Genomic DNA, 20,530 nt, shown 5'->3' with positions numbered 1-20,530 from the left:
GGCGCTTCGGTCCCGTGACCGAAGATGACTTCGAGCCGTTGCTGGCGATTCGCACCGACGTGATGCGAGAGCATCTCGAACGGGTCGGCCGCTACACACCCGAGCGCTCGCGCCGCATGTTCCGCGGCCACTTCGACGAGCCCGGCACACGGCTGATCCTGCAGGACGGCGTGCGCGTGGGCTGCGTCGGGTTCCGCGAGCACGAGCAAGAGATCAGGATCGACTCGTTCTATCTCGAGCGCCGCCTGCACGGCTCCGGCCTCGGCACGACGATCCTGAAAGCGCTGCTGGCCGAAGCCGACGCGACGGGTCTCCCCGTCCGCCTCGAAGTGCTGACCGGCAGCAAGGCCGACCGGCTCTACCTGCGCCACGGCTTCGTGAAGGTGCGGGAAGACGCGATCGAGGGGTTCTACGAACGCCCGGCCGCCGGCCAATCGATCCCGGCGCTAATGCCTCGCGGCCCCGGCCATCAATTTGTCTTCTATGGCGACGCGTGCTCCGGCGTGCCGGGCGCCCCGCACGAAAGGACCTTCGCAGGCATCAATGCCTCGGTGCGGCGTCTCGTGCCCTCGCCCGAATTCATCCTGTTCCTCGGCGACGAGATCGCCGGCTACACGGCCGATGCCGATGCTCTGCGCCAGCAGTGGCGCCACTGGCTCGATCAGGAGATGGCCTGGCTCGATAGACGCGCAACTCCGATGTGGCACACGACCAGCAACCACGCGACCTACGACGTCATGAGCGAGCAGGTGTTCCGTGAGATTCATGCTCACCTGCCTCGCAATGGACCGGTCGGGCAGGAAGGCCTGTCGTACTGGATACGGCGCGGCGACCTTCTGCTCGTCTTCGTACACACGCTCTGGACGGGTCTGGGTGGCGAAGGTCACGTCGAGACGGACTGGCTTCGCGCCGTGCTGAACCAGCACGCCGATGCGCGTCACAAGGTTGTCGCCGGCCATCATCCGATCCATCCGGTCAACGGCTTCAGCGGTCCCTATCAGCGCGACGTCGGCCCCGAGCATGCAAACATCTTCTGGGATGTGCTGAGCGCGAACGGCGTACTCGCTTACCTGTGCGGCCACATCCTCGCCTTCGACATCCAGGTCCATCGCGGCGTCCTGCAGATCTGCACGGCCGGTGCCGGCACCGCGCATCGAATGCCGGAGGGGATCGAGTATCTTCATGCGGTGCAGGCCGCGATCGATGGCGACGGCCTGCGCTACCAGGTTTTCGACGCAAGCGGACAGGTCCGTGAAAGCCTGTCCTGGCCGCCGTCCGTGCCGACGGTCGACCGGTGGACCAGCCTGCAGGACGCCGGCATCGCCCGTGACAGGATCGCGACCTTCCGCTTCACCGGCCAGACCGCCGATGCCGGCGCCAGTTCGGCCCAGACGTTCCTCGCGGCGTGCCGGCCGGGTGTCCGCGCGCCGGTCTGGATCGGACTGAGCGGACCGTCGCAGCGGCTGACGGTGATCCTCGAACCTGAACCCGGCCGCAGCCCGCATTACTGGCTCGGCCCCTCGATCGCGGCCGATGCGCCGTTCGACATTCAATTACTCGTTCACCCGGGCATGGGGCCGGGCGGCCTGCTGTATCGACTGGCAGCCGATGCGCCCTGGACTTCCCTGTCGGCAGCGTCCGCGTGGGGCGCGGAACGTCTGGACTGGCCAGAACTCTGGAGCGTCGGACATGGTCCGGGAGGACCCGGCGACCGCGCATTCCTGGGCAGGAATCTCGCGATCTCGGCGACGGCCGACAAAGGCCCGTAGCGTCCGGCTAGTCCCGCCGCAGCATGAACACCGCCTGCTCACCGATCAGGTTGGCCAGCAGCGGCGGCAAGGTGATGCGGCGGCTCTTGTTGTTCAGGACGATCGCCCTCTCGATCCGCACGCCCATCGTCCGACACAGCGCGCGAAAGTCGTCGATACTGCAGAGATGGATGTTGGGCGTGTCGTACCACTTGTAAGGCAGCGAGGTTGTCTCGGGCATGCGACCGCCGAACACCAGCCGCAGCCTCACCTGCCAGTGCGCGAAGTTGGGGAACGACACGATGGCGTGCTTGCCGACGCGCAGCATCTGCTCCAGGACCTGGCGCGGCTCGCGCGTGGCCTGCAGCGTCTGGCTCAGGATCACGTAGTCGAAGGCGTCGTCGGGATAGTCGCGCAGGTCGGTATCGGCGTCACCCTGGATGACCGAGAGGCCGTTGGCTACGCAGGCATTCACGCCGGCCTGGCTGAGTTCCATGCCGCGGGCATCGACCCGCTTGAAGTTCATCAGATAGGCGAGCAGCGAGCCGTCGCCGCAGCCGACGTCGAGCGCACGCGTGCCCGGTTCGACCATGTCGGCGATGAGCTGCAGATCGACACGAATCGGCGTGCTCACGACAGACCTCCCAGCCCGCGCACCGACGCGGCACCCTTGAGAAAGCCGGAGAGCGTGCGGAACATCTCGGGCTCGTCGAGCAGGAAGGCGTCATGGCCCTTGTCGCTGTCGACCTCGACGAACGACACGTTGGCCGCCGCCGCGTTCAGCGCATGCACGACCGCGCGGCTCTCGCGCGTCGGGAACAACCAGTCGCTGGTGAAGGACATCAGGCAGAAGCGCGTAGCCGAGCCCTTGAAGGCATTGGCCAGCACGCCGCCATGCGCGCCCGCGAGGTCGAAATAGTCCATCGCGCGGGTGATGTAGAGATAGGAATTCGCGTCGAACCGATCGACGAAGGTCGAGCCCTGATAGCGCAGGTAGCTCTCGACCTGGAAGTCGGCGTCGAAGCCGAACCCCAGCGCATTGCGATCCTGTAGCGCGCGCCCGAACTTCCGCTGCAGTGCCTGTTCCGAAAGGTAGGTGATGTGGGCCGTCATGCGGGCCACCGCGAGGCCGCGCGACGGCATCGTCTGGTGCAGCCGGTAGTCACCGCCCTTCCATTCCGGGTCGGCCATGATCGCCTGACGGCCGACTTCGTGGAATGCGATGTTCTGGGCGGAGTGACGGGCGGCGCAGGCGATCGGCACGGCCGAGAAGACGCGCTTCGGATGGCTGGCGGTCCATTCGAGCACCTGCATCCCGCCCATCGACCCGCCGATGACGCAGAACAGGTCGGGAATGCCGAGATGATCGATCAGCGCCACCTGCGCCCGCACCATGTCGCCGATGGTCACGACCGGAAAGCGCAGGTTCCAGGGCTGGCCGGCCTTCGGATCGGTGTCGAGCGGACCGGTGGTGCCCAGGCATCCGCCGAGCACGTTGGTACAGATGATGAAGTAGCGCGCCGGATCGAGGATCTTCCCCGGGCCGACGATGCTTTCCCACCAGCCGGGCTTGCCGGTCACCGGATTGCGGTCGGCGACGAACTGGTCGCCGGTCAGGGCGTGGCAGATGAGGACTGCGTTCGACCTGTCGGCGTTCAGCTCGCCGTAGGTCTGGTAGGCGACGCGATACGGTCCGAGATCGACGCCGCAGTCGAGCCTCAGCGGCCGGTCCGCCCCCAGGACCGCGTGGCGGCACTGGGCGAGCGCCTTGCGCTCGGCATCGGTAAGGTCGTTCAGCACTGCCCTCTCCCGCGAAGGAGCCAACGAAAAAGCCCCCGGCCGGAAGGACGGGGGCTTTTTTCGAGCACTCCGACCTTTTAGCGATGTTTAACGTGGTCGCAAGCCGGTCGGCCCAAATTCCACGGAGAGGCTCTATACGGTCGTCGGCGGCGCGAGGCAAGTCTCTTGCGGCTTGTTTGCCTTTACGCGGGCCGTCCGGACGTAGTATCGCCGCTGCGCACAGGAAATTAACGGCCTTATGGACGCTCCCAATCTCGAAATCTTGCGGCAGGAAATCGATGCCATCGACACGGACCTGCACGGTCTGATCCGTCGCCGCTCGGAGGTCGTCGCGCACATTTCCTCAACCAAGCCGTCGGGCGGCCTGGCGCTGCGTCCGGGCCGCGAGGCCCAGGTCCTGCGCAAGCGACTGGCCACGCATGACGGGAAGTTCCCGGCCGGCGCCGTCTATCGCATGTGGCGTGAGATGATGAGCGCCTTCACGCTCATCCAGACGCCCGGCCTCAAGATCGCGATCTGCCGCCCGGCCGACCAGCCCGGATACTGGGACCTCGCGCGCGATCATTTCGGCTGCCAGATCCCCTTCGTCGCCCACGACACGCCGGCCGGCGTGCTGGCCGCGGTGCGCGCCGGGCCGACGACCATCGGCGTCGTCCCCGCCCCGCTCGAGGCCGATTCCACGCCGTGGTGGCCGATGCTCGCCGGCAAGGACACGACCCTGCCGACCGTCATCGCCCGCCTGCCCTTCCTGTCGATGCCCAACGCCCGCGCGCGCGGCATCTCGGCCTTCGTGCTGGCCCGCATCGACGCCGAGCCGAGTGGCTCGGATCGCGCGCTGATCGCCATCGAGGCCAACAACGGCCTGAGCCGCGACCGTATCGCTGCGGCACTGGCCAAGGCCGGCCTTCCGGCCTTCACCTCGGCGCTGGACCAGGTCATGGCCGGAGTGCATCACTATCTCGTCGAGGTGCCGGGCGTGATCGCCGACGAAGATCCGCGCCTGCGCGAACTAGAAGCGGCCCTGGGCCTCGAAAACGGACGAGCGGCGGCGATCGGCGCCTATGCCGTGCCGATCGACGCCAAGCCGTGACCTGAACTTTCGAAGGAGACTGGCATGAGCGCGCTCACCCCTCGTCCGGGCATCATGAAGATCGCGCCCTACGTGCCGGGCAAGGACTCGATCGACGGCAAGGAGACGATCGCCAAGCTCTCGTCCAACGAGGGCGCGCTCGGCCCCTCGCCCAAGGCGATGGCCGCCTACGCCAAGGCGGCGTCCGAACTGCACCGCTATCCCGACGGCGACACCAGCAAGCTGCGCAAGGCGATCGGACGCCATTTCGGCCTCGATCCGGCGCGCATCGTCTGCGGCGCCGGCTCCGACGAGATCCTGAACCTGCTGGTCCGCGCCTACTGCGGCCCGGGCGACGAACTGCTCTACAGCCAGTACGGCTTCCTGATGTACGCGATCAACGCGCTGGGCGTCGGCGCCACGCCGGTCGCGGCGCCCGCCAGGGATTACGGCAGCGACATCGACGCGCTGCTCGCCGCGGTGACGAACAAGACTCGCATCGTCTGCCTCGCCAATCCGAACAATCCGACGGGCACCTACGTCACCAAGGACGATGTCCGCCGCCTGCATGCCGGCCTGCCGAAGAACGTGCTGCTGATCATCGACGCGGCCTATGCCGAGTATGTCAGCAAGAACGACTACGAGTCGGGCGTCGAGCTGGTCGACCAGGCCGAGAACGTGGTGATGACCCGCACCTTCTCGAAGATCTACGGGCTGGGCGGGCTGCGGCTCGGCTGGATGTACGGCCCGGCCGGCATCGTCGATGTGATGAGCCGGCTGCGCCAGCCGTTCAACGTCAACCTCGCCGCGCAGATCGCAGGCGTCGCGGCGCTCGACGACATCGCCCATACCGACGCCAGCCGCACCAACAACGACATCTGGCTGCCCTGGCTCAGCGCGGAGCTGACGAAGCTCGGCCTGAAGCCGCTGCCCAGCGTCGGCAACTTCCTGCTGGTCGGCTTCGGTTCGAAGGAGCGCGCCGCGGCGGCCAACGAGTGGATGATGAACGACGGCCTGATCCCGCGCCTGGTCGCGGGCTACGGCCTGCCCGAGCATCTGCGCATCACCGTCGGCACCGAGACCGAGGTGAAGGCGGTGCAGGCCTCGCTCGCCCGCTTCGTGGCAGCGCAGAAATGAGCGAGCCCCTGTTCGACAAGATCGCGCTGATCGGCATCGGCCTGATCGGCGGCTCCATCGCGCTCGAAGCCCGCAAGCGCGGCCTCGCCAAGCACATCGTCGCGGCGACGCGCAGCCCCGAGACGGCCGCCCTCGCCAACAAGCTGAAGCTCACCGACCATTGCGGCACCGACCTCGCCGAGGCCTGCAGGGACGCCGACCTGGTGATCGTCTGCACCCCGGTCGGCGCGTGCGGCCCGGCCACCAAGGCCATCGCTTCCACCCTGAAGCCCGGCTGCATAATCTCCGACGTCGGCTCGGTGAAGCAGACCGTGATCGCCGACATGGCGCCGCACATTCCGAAGGGCGTGCACTTCGTGCCGGCCCATCCAGTCGCCGGCACTGAAAACTCCGGCCCGGAAGCGGCGCTACTGGACCTGTTCCAGGGGCGCTGGTGCATCCTGACGCCGCTGCCCGACAGCGACGCGGCAGCGGTCGACAAGCTCGAAGCCTTCTGGAAGGGCCTGGGCAGCCTGGTCGAGCGGATCGATCCCAAGGATCACGACCGCATCCTGGCGATCACCTCGCATCTCCCGCATCTCATCGCCTACACGATCGTGGGAACGGCCGACGATCTCGGCGGCCATCTCAACAGCGAGGTGCTGAAGTTCGCCGCCGGCGGCTTCCGCGACTTCACGCGCATCGCCGCCTCCGATCCCACGATGTGGCGCGACGTGTTCATGAACAATCGCGAGGCCGTGCTCGAAGTCCTCCAGCGCTTCCAGGAAGACCTGTTCTACCTGCAGCGCGCCATCCGCTGGGGCGAGGGCGACAAGCTGTTCGACCTGTTCACGCGCACGCGCGAGATCCGCCGGGCGCTGATCCATCTCCACCAGGCCTAGGGGCTTGGGCGCCGCCGCAAAGCCCACCTTTAAGCCTCGGTGGGTGTTCGGCTACGGCTCGTTGATGTGGAACCCGGGCTTCGCGACACCCGAAACCCAGGCCGCGCGGCTGCAAGGCTGGCACCGCGCCTTCTGCATCTACTCGGAACATTATCGCGGTACACCGAAGAAGCCGGGCCTGATCCTCGGCCTGCTGCCGGGCGGCTCCTGCCGCGGGCTGGCGCACCGGCTGCCGGCCGCCACCTACGACGAGGTGCGCCGCTACCTGATCCATCGCGAGATCGACAATGACGGCGTCTATGAGGAGACGGTGCGGCCGATCCATCTGGATAACGGGCGGATCGTACCGGCGCTGGTCTATCTCGCCGACCGCTCCCATCGGCAGTTCGCCGGCAAGCTGCCGGCGAAGGAGGCGCTGAAGCTGATTCGCCAGGGCCATGGCGCCACCGGCAGCAGCCTCGAGTATGTGCAGAACACGGTCAGGAACCTCGGCGAGCTCGGCCTGCGCGACCGCTCGCTCGAGATGCTGGCCCACACCGCCGCAGGCGGCGCTGAGCCTCGTGCCGCTAGCGGCGCGCGGCCTCGGTCGCGAACGCCGACTTCACGACGAAGCTGAGTTCCTCGCGGGCCTGCTCGACCGACAGGTTGAGGCGCTGGCGGAGGACGACCCAGCTTTCCGGCGCGATGGCGAGCGCCAGGGCCGTCAGCGCCCGCTGGCGCGATTCGGCCGGCAGCGCGGCCAGCTCGGGTGCGAATGCCTGCGAGAGGTTCGCAGTGTTGGCGCTGTAGATCTGCGAGATCATGTCGGCGGCCTCGGGCGAGCGGCGCTGCAGGGTCTCCACGAAGGTCCACATCGGGCGAAGCTGCTCGTAGCGGTCGGCGCACTGGTCGATCATGCTGGCGATGCGCTGCTCGACCGGACCGACGGTCGCGAGTTCCTTCGATTCGCCCACCAGCGCCGCCAGCACGCGGCCCAGGACCGCGACGTAGAGTTCGGCGGTGTCGGCGAAGTGCTGGAAGACAGTACGGGCGGAAACCCCTGCCATCTGGGCGATATCACGCACGATGGGAGCGACCTGCCCCGCCGTGGCGAGGGCCAGCGCCGACGCGACGATCGATTCGCGGGTGCGTGCGACGCGGTCACCGCGACCGGCTGTCTGAAGCTGCTTGGTGTGCAGGGTCTGAACGTCCATTATTGACTCCCCAGCGAGTGGTTGCCGCCTGTTCGGCAACCTGGTCGATGTTAGCGATATTGAATGCAGATCACTACATATGAAGCTACTAGTGCCCCCGCATTTCAAGTGCTGCGATGCGCCATAAGGGCGCGTTCGACGTAAGATTCGCGTAAGCCGACGGTGCCCCGATGTCCGAGAAGAGCTTTGCCCCCGCCTCCCTCGCCGCGCAGGCGATGGGCTGGATCGATCCCGTCACCAAGGCCGTGGTCCCTCCCATCCACATGGCGAGCACCTACCTGCGCGACGAGGACAATGGTTACCGCTCGGGCCGCATCTATGCCCGGGCCGACAATCCGACCTTCGACCAGGCCGAGGCGACGCTCACGGCGCTCGAAGGCGGCGCGAAGTCTCTGATCTTTTCCTCCGGCATGAGCGCGGCGACGGCCTGCTTCCTCGCCCTTTCCCCCGGTGATCATGTCGTGACTTCGAAGGTCATGTACTGGGCCCTGCGCAACTGGCTGATGACCTTCGCCACGCAATGGGGCCTCAAGGTCGAGTTCGTCGACACGGACCAGACCGACCAGGTGGCCGCCGCGGTGAAGCCGGGCGTCACCAAGCTCGTCTGGATCGAGACGCCGGCCAATCCGACCTGGAGCGTGTCGGACATCGCCGCGATCGCGGCCATCGCCCACAAGGCCGGCGCGCTGCTGGGCGTCGACTCCACGGTAGCCACGCCGGTGCTGACCCGGCCCATCGAGCATGGCGCCGACATCGTGATGCACTCGGCCACCAAGTACCTCAACGGCCATTCCGACATCATCGCCGGCGCGCTGACCGGCGCACGCGACGACGCCTACTGGGCGAAGCTGCGCACCATCCGCTCGCAGCTCGGCACCATCCTTGGCCAGACCGAGGCGTGGCTGCTGATGCGCGGCATGCGCACGCTGTTCCCGCGCGTTGCCTGGGCCTGCAAGTCGGCCCAGAGCCTCGCCGAGAAGTTCGCCGAGCATCCGATGATCGAACAGGTCCTCTATCCCGGCCTGCCCACCTTTGCCGGCCACGCGGCGGCGGCACGGCAGATGACGGGCGGCTTCGGCGGCATGCTGTCGGTGAGGGTGAAGGGCGGCGAGCGCGCGGCCATCGCCACGGCCGCACGCGTCGGCCTGTGGAAGCGCGCCACGTCACTGGGCGGCGTCGAGAGCCTGATCGAACATCGCGCCAGCATCGAGGGCCCGGGCACCCCCTGCCCGCCCGACCTGCTGCGCCTCTCCGTCGGCGTCGAGGAGAGCAGCGATCTGTTCGACGATCTGGACCAGGCGCTGAAGCGCGCCCACAACGCCTAGGACGGCGCGCCGAACACCGAGGCGAGGCCCGCGCCGATGCGCTCGTTCATCATCTCGATCGAGCCGTCGGTATAGGCTGCGATCTTGGCGCCCGCGAGATGGCGGGCCAGCGGATAGTCGGCGCGCAGGCCGTTGGCGCCCATCGCCTGGATGCAGTCGGCGATGCGCTGCACGGCCATGTCGGTCGCGAACTTCTTGGCGTAGGCGGCCGGCATCACCGCGTCGGCGCCCTCGTCGATCAGGCGCGCGGCACGATAGGTGAGCAGGCGCGCGGCTTCGAGATCGGTCGCCGCGTCGACCAGCTTCCAGCGCACACCCTGATGTTCGATCACCGGCTGGCCGAAGGTCTGGCGCTGCTGCGTGTAGCGCACCGCCGTCTCGAGTGAGGCTTGCAGCATGCCGCAGCACATGGCCGCGACATAGGCGCGGGCGCCGTTGATGCCGGCGAGCGCCGCCTTGAAGGCCTTGCCGGGCGGATGCAGCACCGCCTCGTCGGGTGCGAAATAGTCGACCAGCCGGAAGCCGCCGACGCCGATCGCGTGGCCGCCATGGAGCTGGAATGGCGGATCGCGATGGAACCCGGGCCGCTCCGCTTCGATCGCGAGACAGATGATGCCGCGATAGCCCTGCGACCGGTCGGTCTGCGCATAGGCCACGGAAAGGCCCGCGACCGCAGCGTTGGTGATCCAGGCCTTGGCGCCGTTCACCTTCCAGCCGCCCTCGACGCGAACGGCTTCCATCTCGAGGCCGCCGAAGTCGCTGCCGACACCGGGCTCGCTGAGACCGGCGCAGCCGATCAGGTCGCCTGGCAACATGCGCGGCAGCAGGCGCGCCACATGTGCAGGCTGGCCGTCACGGGCGAAGCGCGCACACGCATTGTGGTGGTTGATCAAGGCGAAGGCGAAGGCGAAGTCGTGCTTCGCGATCTCCTCGAAGGCGCGCAGCTTGCAGGAAAAGGACAGGCCCTGCCCGCCATGCTTCTTTGCCAGCTCGATCGTATTGAGACCGATGGCGCAGGCCGCCTTGATGGCTTCGAGCGGATAGCGGCGCTCCCATTCCCAGCGCGCGGCATTCGGCGCGACATGCTCCTCGGCAAAGGCGCGGGCGCGCGCCACGACGGCGCGCTCTTCGGGAGTGAGGATTTCATCGAGCATCTGCCTGAGATACACGATTGGACCTCGGGCGCAACCGCGCGCTAGAATGGGACCAATGCGGGTGTAGCTCAGGGGTAGAGCGTCGGCTTCCCAAGCCGTAGGTCGCGGGTTCGAATCCCGTCGCCCGCTCCATCTACTTTCAAGGCTGGCGACGTGAGCCGGCACTAGCGGTTTCCGTGGCAATCGGCGAACCGGCCCGCTTATCTGCTCGCGGTCGTGACCGAAGGCTGCGTCAGCGTGAGACGACCGGCGGAAGGCTCGACGCGGCCAGCCGTGCGAGGTCGCTCTGGCTGCGCACGCCGGTCTTGTCGAAAATGCTTTGGAGGTGCGAGCGCACGGTGGTTGCCGACAATCCGAAATTGCGCGCCACCTCCGGCACGCCGCCGAACTGCAGCAGACCGGTGAGGACCTGGAATTCTCGCGGCGTCAGGCCATAGAGCTGGGCAAGAGCTTGCATGGGCGGCATTTCGTCGGCGACCACCGGGCGCATGAACAGGGCGCACGCGGCCCCTGACGCCGGGGCCAGGCGCCCCTTCGGGGCGAGCGACACGAGATAGGCGATGAAGGGTCGGCCGTCGGGTGTCGAGACGGGGAATTCGCCAACCGGGCCTCCGTTGCCAATGCCGCGCAGGGCGGCGTTCAGGCTTTCCGCAGCGACACTGTCGCGAAAGGCGAAGCGCTCGCCGGCATTGGTAACCGGTCCGTTATCCTCGGTCAGGACCCGCGACGCCGCGTTGGCGAACAGCACGACGCCCGCCGCATCGAGCAGCCACACCGCATCGGACATCGCATCGAAGGTCGCGTTCAGCGCCGCGTCCTGCGCGCGCACGCCGTCGAACAGACGGGCGATGGTCACGGCACGCCGTATGTGCGGCGAGACGAGTTCCATGCGCCGAATCTCGCTCTCGCCCGCAAGGCCCTCGTCTTCGAGCCGCGTCACGCCGAACATCCCCATCGCCGACGCACTCTTGGCGAGGACCGTCACGACCACATCGTGAAAACGCTGCGGCGCCGCCCACTCCGCATAAAAGCGCGTCCCGCGATACTCCTCCATGTCCATCACGCGCGACAGCGAGGTCGACGAACCGACATCCATGAAGGCGGTGAGCGGCAGCACGGGATTGAGCTGCACGTATTATTCGAAGTAGAGCCGCGTCCAGCCCGGATCGGCATTGTAGGACTGGAGGAAACCTCCGGTGCCGGACCGATGATCCTGGTGGAACAGGAGCGCGCTCGATCCGCCCACGTACCGCGAGAGTTGCCCGAGCGCGTTCGTCCATTTTCCAGGGTCAAGGATACAGTCGTAGAGCGCCCCGATGGCTTCCGAGAAAGCCTCTTCTTCCCTCATACCCGCCCCCAGTTCGCCCCGCGCTTCGAGACTAACAGAAGGCAGGCTGGTCCAAAGTCTCGGTTTTGTGATCAACGATCATGGAATTCTCCGGATTGATCGCAACCGGTAGCTCTTCCTCCTACGATCGTAGGTAGCGACCACCTCCCGGCGTGCCTACCGTTCCAACGGCGGTCCGACAGTCCCGGATCCGTGAGGAGGCGTCCATGGCCGTCATCGTTGGCTCCGGCTTCGTGTCAGATTCTGCCCTGCCGGGCTATCACAGCCTGCCCACGGTCGCTGTCATGGCGGATGGCCGCTTCCTCATTACATGGATGAACGACACCGAAAAAACACTGCAGCCCGATGGCAATCCCCCGCCGGTGCCGGGCACCGACCTGACTGCCTATCTGGCCAATGGCTGGCAGATCAGTGCCCGCCTGTTCGCTGCCGACGGAACCGCCCTCGGTTCCGAGTTCAGGGCGCACAGCCTCGGCGGCGTCACGCCCCAGGACCAATGGCGGCCCCAGGTCGTTGCGCTGGAGGACGGGACATTCCTGCTGGCCTACGAGACAATGTGGCGCACGCCATCCGACGATCCGATCCACTTCATCGGCGAGGTGCCGGAGCTTCCACCCTATCGGGCGATAGCCGGCCGAATCGTCACTCCTCAGGCAGGAGCGCCGCCTGCCGTCTCCTCGGAATTCTTCATCTACACACGGGACCATACCCAGACACTGCTCGACGATTTGGCGATCGACGCCGACGGAAACTGGGTCGCCGCCCTCAGCCACTATCACGGTTTCTGGGACGCCCTCCAAGACCGCTACACCACGTACAACGAGGAGGTCGGCTCCATCGCGCGGAGCGACCCGCAAGCGACCATCGTCTACGACACAGAGCAAGCGCTTGGGTTCGGCCCCACAACCGACGACCATGTGAAGCTCGCCCCGCTCTCCGGTGGCGGCCATGTACTTGCCTGGCAGCAGCGCGAAGCACTGGGGCCTGGCTTCAACTTCAATTTCAATTACGATATCTACGCCCACGTGCTCGACGCACCGGGTGGCGGCAGCATCGCAATTCCCGTTGCCGTCGCCACGGGTCAGCAATACGAAGTAGAAGTCGCCGCGCTGGGCACCGGCAACTTCATTGTGACCTGGATCGACGGGCCGAACGGCACGACGCGCGGACGCGTCTTCGATCCCCTTGGTAATGCCGTCACGCCGACCTTGAGCCTCATCGGTCCCGGTTACCACCACAGCTTCGACGCGATCAGCCTGATCGACGGCGGGTTCGCGTTGACGTGGGTATCGGGCCAGGCCTTCGTCGGCACGGTCTATCTCGCCGCTTTCGGCCACGACGGCAGCCTGACGATGTCGCCAACAGCGATCGCCATCGGCGATCATCCGCGGATCACCCAGCAGCCGGACGGCGACCTGATCATCGTCTCGCGCAACGGGGCGATGGAGTACCGGATCTTGAGCGGTGTTACGTCCAACATCGCCCCTCAGTCGATCTCCCTGTCGCCGGCCGGTGCGCCGCTGTCCGAGAGCGCCGGAGCCGGCACGCTGATCGGCACGCTGTCGGTCGTTGATCCCGATTCGCCCTCGCCCCCCACGTTCGTGGTCGTGGACAATATCGGCCGCTTTTCGGTCGTGGGCGCCGGACTGTATCTTGACGGCACGGTCCTCGACTTCGAGACGAGTCCGATCGAAAGCCTGACCGTGCGGGCCACCGACTCGGCCGGCAATGCCGTTGAGCGCGTCGTGACGTTCGCGGTCGCCGATGCCAACGATCCTCCAACCGACGTCGCCTTTGCGTCGACCGGGTCATCCACGGCCTTCCTGTTCGAGAATCCCGGCAATGGGGACGTCGTCGGCTCGTTGACGGCGGTCGACCAGGATCTCCTCGACATCAATACGCTGACCCTGGTGGACGACGGCGGGGGCGCCTTCGGCATGAACGCCCTGCGGCAGATCGTCGTCCGCGATCGCCTCATGTTCGATGCAGAAGGCGAGTTGGGCGCCGTCACTGGCGCCGTGACCTCAACCCGCAACGGCATTGTCACCGGCCCGCTCTACTTTTCCGTTTACGCGCAGGACGTGGTGTCGGAGACCGTGTCGGGAGACGCCCGTGACAACGCGATCTTCGGGGGTATCGGCGACGACACGCTGCGCGGCCGGGATGGCAACGACTCCCTGTATGGCGAGCGCCGTTTCACCTTCGTGCCCGGCGGCGGGGATCGATTGGTCGGCGCCAACGGTGACGACCTGCTTTTCGGGGGAGGCGGCGACGATGTCCAGTTCGGCGGCACCGGCAACGACATTCTCGAAGGGGGCGAGGGTATCGACATGCTGCTCGGCGAGGATGGAGATGACACATTCATCTTCCGCTACGAAGCCGTCCCGATGGGCGAGAGAGTGGCCGGCGACGACGGAACCGACACCCTGTTCATCAGCGGCATCACCGACTTCTGGAACGCCAGGCTGTTGAGCATCGAGCAGGTGTACTTCGACGCCGCAGTCGATGGCATGGTAACCTTCACACAGGCCCAGATTGCCGGGATCGGCACGTTCGTCGGCAACATGCTCGAACCAGGCGTGGCCGCGCCGCGCGGCGGCGACGGTCAGCATGTTCTCTCCGTTCAAATGAAGATCAGCGGGACGCTCGATCTTTCCGGCAAGATCATCGTGGACATCGACGAAGTGCAACTGATCGGGACGAAGCTCGCGGATTCGCTCATCGGCACGGCCGGAGCCGATTTGCTCGACGGCGGCACCGGTGGCGATTTCATGGCCGGTGGCGGCGGCAACGATACGTACCTTGTCGACAAGGCCAGCGATACGATCGTCGAGGCGGCGGGAGCCGGGATCGACACGGTGCGCACGACCACCAGCTACACCCTGCCTGCCAACGTCGAAAACCTGTCGCTCGAGGGGCTTCGCTCCCTGACCGGCATCGGCAACGATGTGGCGAACGTCATCACCGGTTCCATCAACAACGACATGATCTACGGCCGGCTTGGCTCGGATACCCTGTCGGGCGACGTCGGCCGGGACAGGTTCGTGTTCGACACCGCCTTCGGACCCGGCAACGTCGACACCATCCTCGATTTCACGGTTGGCAGCGATCTCGTCGTGCTCGAGAACGACATCTTCGTTGGCCTCGCACCCGGCAAGCTGACGTCGGGCGCATTCCGGATCGGCAGTGCCGCCCTGGATGCCGACGATCGCATCATCTACAACAACGCAACGGGCGCCCTGCAATTCGACGCCGACGGTACGGGTGCCGGTGGCGCATCGACATTCGCCATCCTGTCACCGGGCCTTGCCCTCTCGCAATCCAGCATCCTGATCGTCTAACAAGCTCGAAGAGCTCGCGGTCGCCGGCACATGACGCTTGGACAGGACGACCGAAGGTTCCGGTGGGGTTGTCGGGTCCATACGCCACATCTAAGTTGCCTGCTTACGATCCGGCATGCTTTGCAGCATGCTCAAAATGACAAATGTTGCAGGCAGGAACGTCGACATGGATGTGGCACCGGGGCCGGTCGTGGCCGGCAGCGACTTCGCGGCCGATGTGGCCGCGTTCTCAGGCTACTGGCGCGACGCCGCCGAACGCTTGGCACGACTGCCCGCAAAGCCCAATCGCGATGCCGCCGCCTACGACGCCGCCGAGTCCCTGAAGCAGGCGGCGCGCGAGGCCCGCTTCGCCTTCCTGCGCCGCCACGCTCGCACGCTCTACGACAAGCTGACCGACAATCGCGCCAAGTTCGTGCGCATCGAGCGGCTGGTCTACGACGCCGCCGCCCTCGTGCCCGGCCTCGCGCCGACGCAAGCCCAGGTCGCGGCCGAAGCCGAGTTGCGCCAATCCGAGAAGGACGGCGTGGAAATCGACCAGGGCATCCTCTGCAACCAGTTCCTCGCCAATGCCGACTGCGGCCTGCACCTGTGCCATGCCATGCTGCTGCCGCGCGAAGAATCGACAGAGGCGTTGGCGAAGTTCCAGCGCGACGGAACGCTCGACCTGGGCTACGCGCGCGTCGAGCGCCAGGGCAAGGCGGCGGTGCTGCTCCTATCCAACCGGCGATTCCTCAACTCGGAGGACAATGCCACCCAGGCCGCCACCGAGATCGGCGCCGATGTCTGCATCCTCGACCGGCAGAGCGAGGTCGCCGTGCTGCGCGGCGACGTGGTGCCGGAGGGCAAGTATGCCGGCCGCCGCGTTTACAATGCCGGCATCAACCTCACGCACCTCTACTACGGCAAGATCCCGTTCCTGTGGTTCCTGATCCGCGACATGGGTTTCGTGAACAAGATGTTCCGCGGCCTCGCGCGGCCGGATGTGGCGCCCGACGAGGTCGCGGGCGATTCGATCGAGAAGCTCTGGATCTCGGCGGTCGAGACCTTCGCGATCGGCGGCGGCTGCCAGATCCTGCTGGCGACCGACTTCAACATCGCCGGTCGCGACGCCTACATGACCCTGCCGGCGCGCAAGGAAGGCATCATCCCGGCGATGGCGAACCTGCGGCTGTCGCGCTTCGTCGGCGATCGCCTCGCGCGCCAGGCGATCATGTACGAGCGTCGCATCGAGTGCGATTCGGAGGTCGGCCGCATGATCTGCGACGAAGTCGTGGAACCCGGCGAGATCGACGCCACCATCACCCGCGTGATCGATCGCCTCACCGGATCGGGCGCGGTCGGCGCCATCGGCAATCGCCGCGCCCTGCGCCTCGGGGTCGAGCCACTCGACACGTTCCGCCGCTACGCCGCGCTCTATGCGCGCGAGCAGGCCTACTGCCACTTCAGCCCGGCACTGATCTCGAATCTCGAACAGTACTGGAACGCCGCGAACCGGCGGGCTTAGTCGCTATTCCCCAAACCACCTCACCCTGAGGAGCGGTCCGCAGGACCGCGTCTCGAAGGGTGGGAACGCGCACCACGCCTGTAGCCCATCCTTCGAGACGGCCGCTGCGCGGCCTCCTCAGGATGAGGTGGGTGGTTAACCCGGGACAGAAGCCTCAGTGCTCGCGCGGGGCGTGCTTGCCGAGGATGCGCTGCAGGGTGCGGCGGTGCATGTTGAGGCGGCGCGCGGTCTCGGAGACGTTGCGGTCGCACTGTTCGAACACGCGCTGGATATGCTCCCACCGGACGCGGTCAGCCGACATCGGATTGCTGGGCGGCGGCGGCAGCTTGCGGCCGTGGGCCGTCAGCGCCTGCTCGATGGCGTCGGCGTCGGCCGGCTTGGCGAGATAGTCGACGGCGCCTTCCTTCACGGCGGCGACGGCGGTCGCGATGTTGCCGTAGCCGGTCAGGACGACGATGCGAATGTCGGGGCGGGCCTGGCGCAGCGGGCCGACCAGCTCCAGGCCGTTGCCGTCGGCCAGCCGGAGGTCGAGCACGGCGAAGGCCGGTGGACGGGCGGTTTGCGCCAGCGCCTCGGCCACCGAGCCGACCGCGGTCACGATGAACCCGCGTTGCTCAAGCGCACGCGCGATCCGGTTGCGGAAAGCTGCATCGTCGTCGGCGATGAGCAAGGTACGGTCCTTGTTGCTCGTCGCACCGGCGATGACAGGGGACACAGGGCGATTGGCGCCGCTGTCCTGGGTCATGGCGATTCCTTCGACATCGGCCGCTATGTAGCCTTGAAGACCGGATTTGGCCAGCGCACCGAGACGGCCGCCCCGCCGCCCGTGTCGCTGCGATTGCCGAAGGTCACGTTGGCCCCGGTACGCTCCAGCAGCGTCTTGGCGATGAAGACGCCCAGGCCCATATGCCCTTCCTGGCCCTGCCGGGTCGAAATGAACGGTGTCCCCAACTCGTCGAGCAGGGCCTCGGAGAAGCCCGGCCCGTCGTCCACGACCTCGACTTCCGACCAGTCCCGCGTCCAGCGGGTGGCAACGCGCACCTCCTTGCGGGCGAAGGAAACGGCGTTCTGCACGATGTTTCCGATACCCTGCATGATCTCGGGGCTGCGCAGCTGGATCGGTGCGGTCTTTGGCACCCCCTCGCCGAAAGGCCCCGACACGAAAGCGATCTCGATCTCCTCGCGGGCGTAGTTCTGTGCGGCGGCCTCGATCAGGGCCGGCAGCGGCACCAGCGTGTAGGAGTCCGAGACGTCGCCGGCCGGGTCCATCGACAGGCGCGCCAGGATCGAGCGGCAGCGCTCCGATTCGGCGGCCAGCAACTCGACGTCCTCGCGCAACGGATCGTCGAACTCGATCTCGCGCTGCATTTCCTTCGTGACGACCGCGATGGTCGACAGCGGCGAGCCCAGTTCGTGGGCGGCAGCCGCCGCGAGGGCGCCCAGCGCCGAGAGCTGCTGCTCGCGCGCCAGCGCCGCCTGGGCCGCCGCCAGCGCATCGGCCATTTGCCGCTGCTCCTCGGCCAGCCGCCAACCGTAGAGGGTGATCAGCAGGGTCGTGAGCGACAGGCCGGCCCACACGCCCGCCTGATAGATGTCGGGCAGGTTGGGCGGCGGCCCCTTCCACGGCAGCGGCTGATAGAACAGGCCCAGCAGCGCGATGCTCGCGATCGTGAGCAGCGTGAGCGCCACGTTGCTCGCCAGCGACAGGATGGTTGCGCCGATCGCGACCGGCGCGAGCAGCAGCAGCGAGAAGGGATTGATCAGGCCGCCGGTGAGGTAGAGCAGCACGGCGAGCTGCAGGATATCGAATGCCAGGAAGACCGCGGCCTCGCGGTCGTAGATTCGCGCCGAGCCGGGACGACCGATGCTGACGGTGAGGTTGAGCAGCGCCGAAAGGGCGATCGTGCCGCCGACCGCCAGGACCGGCATGCCGAAGCCAAGTCCCCAATGCACCACCGCGACGGTGAAGGCCTGCCCTGCGACGGCGCCCCAGCGGATGAGAACCAGCGTGCGCAGGCGCACGCCGCCGCGCGGCAGGACGGACATGGCGGCGGTGCGCCGGGGAGCGGCGGGCGGCGGGGCGTCGTCCGCACGCTCCGCCACGATCTTATTCCTCGATCATCAGGTGCTTGCGATGCACCGTGGTGAAGAGCGGAATCTTGCGCTGCTCCTTGCGGTTGGGCGGTTCCTTCACCAGCCGTCCGATCTCGCCCAGGATCAACCCGGTGATGGTCGGCAGCGGCAGCTCGCGCGCCTCGTCGAGCTGTACCCAGCGGATGTCACCCATCTCGCTCGAATGCCGGATCTCGCCTGTCGCATCCTCGGCCCGCGCCATGAAGAAGCGCGCGTTGAAGCGGCGCGGCCGCCCCGGTGGCGTCACCGCGCGCGCGATCAGGTCGAGGCAGTCGAGCGCCGGCGCCATGCCCTTGTCGAGGAAGCCCTGCCAGTGCTCGCCATAGTCTTTCTTGGGCGCGCCCCCCTGGAGGGGCTTGCCCAGCATCAGGCCGCTTTCCTCGAAGGTCTCGCGCACCGCCGCCACGGCCAGCGCCCGCGCGCGTTGCGCCGAGGCCGCACGCATCAGTCGCTCGTTGACGAAGGGATCGAGCGAGGTCGCGACGGGAACGCGCGCATCGTCGGGGTCGACCTTGCCGCCGGGGAACACATAGCGGTTGGGCATGAAGGCATGGGCGGCGGCGCGGCAGCCCATCAGCACCTCCGGCGTGTTGCCCTTCATCCGCACCAGGATCAGCGTCGCCGCATCGCGCGGCCGCATGTACGGATAGACCTTCTCGATCTGCTCGACCGGCCGCTCGCTGCCGGGCTTCAGGGGGGCCTTGGGGGGATCGTCGTAGCCTTTGTCGGTGCCGCGGACGACGGCGCCTTCGGGAATGCCTCGTTTGCTCATGCCGCTACGATAGACCAGCGATCCTAGAACGACCAGTCGACCGGCGTGTCGGGGCGGAAGACGGTGATGTCTTTTCCGCCGCCCGGAACCGCCACGCGGTCGGGGATGTCGAGCGGCCGGGCATGCAGCGTGACCGTCTCCTCGTTGACCGGCAGGCCGTAGAAGCGCGGGCCGTTCAGCGAGGCAAAGGCTTCGAGATGGGCCAGCGCGCCCTCCTCGGCGAAGACCTGAGTATAGACCTGCATCGCGACCGGGGCGTTGAAGACGCCGGCGCAGCCGCAGGCGCATTCCTTGGTGTCGGTCGTGTGCGGAGCGGTGTCGGTCCCGAGGAAGAACTGCGTGCCGCCGGAGGTCGCCGCCCTTCGCAGAGCGAGACGATGCTCCTCTCGCTTGGCGATCGGCAGGCAATAGAAGTGCGGACGGATGCCGCCCTTGAACAGCGCATTGCGGTTGTAGCTGAGGTGATGTGGCGTGATCGTGCCGCCCATCCTGCCGGGATTGGCCTCGACGAAGGCCACGCCCTCGCGGGTCGTGATGTGCTCCAGCACGATCTTGAGGCCCTGATGGCGCTTCAGCAGCGGCGCCAGCACCTTGTCCAAAAACACCGCCTCGCGGTCGAAGATGTCGACCTCGGCATCGGTCACCTCGCCATGGACCAGCAGCGGCATGCCGGCCTTCTCCATCGCCTCCAGCCCTTTCGCGACGCGATCCATCGAGGTCACGCCGTGCGCGGAGTTGGTGGTGGCATGCGCCGGGTAGAGCTTGGCCGCGACCCAGACGCCTTCTTCCTTGCCGCGCGTCAGCTCGGCCGGGTCGGCGCCGTCGGTCAGGTAGCAGGTCATCAGCGGCTCGAAGTTCAGCTCCTTCGGCACCGCGGCCCGGATACGGTCGCGATAGGCGCTGGCCTCGGCCACCTTCGTCACCGGCGGCACGAGGTTCGGCATGATGATGGCGCGGCCGAACTGGCGCGCGGTGTGCACGGCGCAGGCCGCCAGCATGACGCCGTCGCGCAGGTGGACGTGCCAGTCGTCGGGACGGCGGATGGTGATCGAGGCGGGGAGCGGATTTGCGGTGGCCATGATGCACTTTCTACGCTTGCTCCCGGACGGGCTCCAATGTTGATTG

The 20,530-nt window shown here is 67.0% G+C and carries 18 protein-coding genes, 1 tRNA gene and 1 riboswitch; of the genes, 9 read left to right on the top strand and 10 right to left on the bottom strand.

Annotated features, from left to right (window positions below; genetic code table 11):
• The first annotated feature begins 14 nt into the window (after positions 1-14).
• Entirely contained in the window at positions 15-1,769 is a 1,755-nt protein-coding gene (locus KQ910_RS08620; protein ID WP_216958341.1) for a GNAT family N-acetyltransferase, read from the top strand.
• Positions 1,770-1,776: 7 nt separating this feature from the next.
• On the opposite strand, the gene metW is transcribed toward KQ910_RS08620, so the two are convergent.
• Positions 1,777-2,382, bottom strand: coding sequence for a methionine biosynthesis protein MetW (metW, locus tag KQ910_RS08615; RefSeq protein WP_369408303.1), 606 nt, complete (start codon positions 2,380-2,382; stop codon positions 1,777-1,779).
• Positions 2,379-3,545, bottom strand: coding sequence for a homoserine O-acetyltransferase MetX (metX, locus tag KQ910_RS08610; protein ID WP_229600647.1), 1,167 nt, complete (start codon positions 3,543-3,545; stop codon positions 2,379-2,381). Before metX ends, metW begins: the two co-directional genes overlap by 4 nt.
• 60 nt (positions 3,546-3,605) lie before the next feature.
• Positions 3,606-3,681: riboswitch (SAM riboswitch) on the bottom strand.
• Between the two features lie 105 nt (positions 3,682-3,786).
• Here metX and KQ910_RS08605 point away from each other — a divergent pair.
• From KQ910_RS08605 to KQ910_RS08590, 4 genes are read left to right on the top strand one after another with little or no spacing between them, the layout of a single operon-like run.
• Positions 3,787-4,638, top strand: a complete 852-nt coding sequence (locus KQ910_RS08605; RefSeq protein WP_216958337.1) for a chorismate mutase — start codon at positions 3,787-3,789, stop codon at positions 4,636-4,638.
• Positions 4,639-4,662: 24 nt separating this feature from the next.
• A complete protein-coding gene (gene hisC, locus KQ910_RS08600; protein ID WP_216958335.1) occupies positions 4,663-5,754 on the top strand; it encodes a histidinol-phosphate transaminase in 1,092 nt (363 codons plus the stop codon).
• Positions 5,751-6,635, top strand: a complete 885-nt coding sequence (locus tag KQ910_RS08595; protein WP_216958333.1) for a prephenate/arogenate dehydrogenase family protein — start codon at positions 5,751-5,753, stop codon at positions 6,633-6,635. The genes hisC and KQ910_RS08595 overlap by 4 nt, the downstream gene beginning before the upstream one ends.
• Positions 6,636-6,678: 43 nt before the next feature.
• Positions 6,679-7,251 (top strand): gamma-glutamylcyclotransferase, encoded by a 573-nt coding sequence (locus KQ910_RS08590; protein WP_369408302.1) that lies wholly within the window; start codon positions 6,679-6,681, stop codon positions 7,249-7,251.
• Here the strand turns inward: KQ910_RS08590 and KQ910_RS08585 are convergent.
• Positions 7,202-7,828: a TetR/AcrR family transcriptional regulator gene (locus KQ910_RS08585; protein ID WP_216958331.1), complete on the bottom strand. Its 627-nt coding sequence runs from the start codon at positions 7,826-7,828 to the stop codon at positions 7,202-7,204. The two genes, KQ910_RS08590 and KQ910_RS08585, sit on opposite strands and share 50 nt — an antisense overlap.
• Positions 7,829-7,998: 170 nt before the next feature.
• Between KQ910_RS08585 and KQ910_RS08580 the strand changes: the two genes are divergently transcribed.
• The gene (locus KQ910_RS08580) at positions 7,999-9,153 is read left to right on the top strand and encodes a trans-sulfuration enzyme family protein (RefSeq protein ID WP_216958329.1); all 1,155 of its coding nucleotides are present in this window, start codon (positions 7,999-8,001) and stop codon (positions 9,151-9,153) included.
• Here the strand turns inward: KQ910_RS08580 and KQ910_RS08575 are convergent.
• A complete protein-coding gene (locus tag KQ910_RS08575; RefSeq protein ID WP_216958327.1) occupies positions 9,150-10,322 on the bottom strand; it encodes an acyl-CoA dehydrogenase family protein in 1,173 nt (390 codons plus the stop codon). The two genes, KQ910_RS08580 and KQ910_RS08575, sit on opposite strands and share 4 nt — an antisense overlap.
• A gap of 42 nt (positions 10,323-10,364) precedes the next feature.
• Here KQ910_RS08575 and KQ910_RS08570 point away from each other — a divergent pair.
• Positions 10,365-10,439: transfer RNA gene (locus tag KQ910_RS08570), tRNA-Gly, on the top strand.
• A 100-nt stretch (positions 10,440-10,539) separates the two neighbouring features.
• Here the strand turns inward: KQ910_RS08570 and KQ910_RS27175 are convergent.
• Positions 10,540-11,439 (bottom strand): helix-turn-helix transcriptional regulator, encoded by a 900-nt coding sequence (locus KQ910_RS27175; RefSeq protein ID WP_216958325.1) that lies wholly within the window; start codon positions 11,437-11,439, stop codon positions 10,540-10,542.
• 3 nt (positions 11,440-11,442) lie between these two features.
• On the bottom strand, positions 11,443-11,655 hold the full coding sequence (locus KQ910_RS08560) for a hypothetical protein (RefSeq protein ID WP_216958323.1): 213 nt from the start codon (positions 11,653-11,655) through the stop codon (positions 11,443-11,445).
• A gap of 206 nt (positions 11,656-11,861) precedes the next feature.
• On the opposite strand from KQ910_RS08560, the gene KQ910_RS08555 reads away from it, so the two are divergent.
• Together KQ910_RS08555 and KQ910_RS08550 are read left to right on the top strand one after the other, a co-directional pair.
• Positions 11,862-14,996, top strand: a complete 3,135-nt coding sequence (locus KQ910_RS08555; protein WP_216958320.1) for a hypothetical protein — start codon at positions 11,862-11,864, stop codon at positions 14,994-14,996.
• A 166-nt stretch (positions 14,997-15,162) separates the two neighbouring features.
• Positions 15,163-16,500 (top strand): enoyl-CoA hydratase/isomerase family protein, encoded by a 1,338-nt coding sequence (locus tag KQ910_RS08550; RefSeq protein ID WP_216958318.1) that lies wholly within the window; start codon positions 15,163-15,165, stop codon positions 16,498-16,500.
• A 154-nt stretch (positions 16,501-16,654) separates the two neighbouring features.
• Here KQ910_RS08550 and KQ910_RS08545 read toward each other — a convergent pair whose 3' ends face one another.
• The 4 genes from KQ910_RS08545 to pyrC are packed head-to-tail and all read right to left on the bottom strand — an operon-like array spanning position 16,655 to position 20,484.
• The gene (locus KQ910_RS08545; RefSeq protein WP_082752368.1) at positions 16,655-17,245 is read right to left on the bottom strand and encodes an ActR/PrrA/RegA family redox response regulator transcription factor; all 591 of its coding nucleotides are present in this window, start codon (positions 17,243-17,245) and stop codon (positions 16,655-16,657) included.
• A gap of 23 nt (positions 17,246-17,268) precedes the next feature.
• On the bottom strand, positions 17,269-18,603 hold the full coding sequence (locus KQ910_RS08540; RefSeq protein WP_216958316.1) for an ActS/PrrB/RegB family redox-sensitive histidine kinase: 1,335 nt from the start codon (positions 18,601-18,603) through the stop codon (positions 17,269-17,271).
• Positions 18,604-18,607: 4 nt separating this feature from the next.
• On the bottom strand, positions 18,608-19,405 hold the full coding sequence (locus KQ910_RS08535; protein ID WP_216958314.1) for an NUDIX hydrolase: 798 nt from the start codon (positions 19,403-19,405) through the stop codon (positions 18,608-18,610).
• A gap of 23 nt (positions 19,406-19,428) precedes the next feature.
• On the bottom strand, positions 19,429-20,484 hold the full coding sequence (gene pyrC / locus KQ910_RS08530; RefSeq protein ID WP_216958312.1) for a dihydroorotase: 1,056 nt from the start codon (positions 20,482-20,484) through the stop codon (positions 19,429-19,431).
• Positions 20,485-20,530: the final 46 nt, after the last annotated feature.

It is taken from the genome of Reyranella humidisoli (genome assembly GCF_019039055.1).
GTDB lineage: Bacteria > Pseudomonadota > Alphaproteobacteria > Reyranellales > Reyranellaceae > Reyranella > Reyranella humidisoli.
Note: the sequence above shows the minus strand (reverse complement) of the source record. Positions and strands in the feature narration are given on the sequence as shown.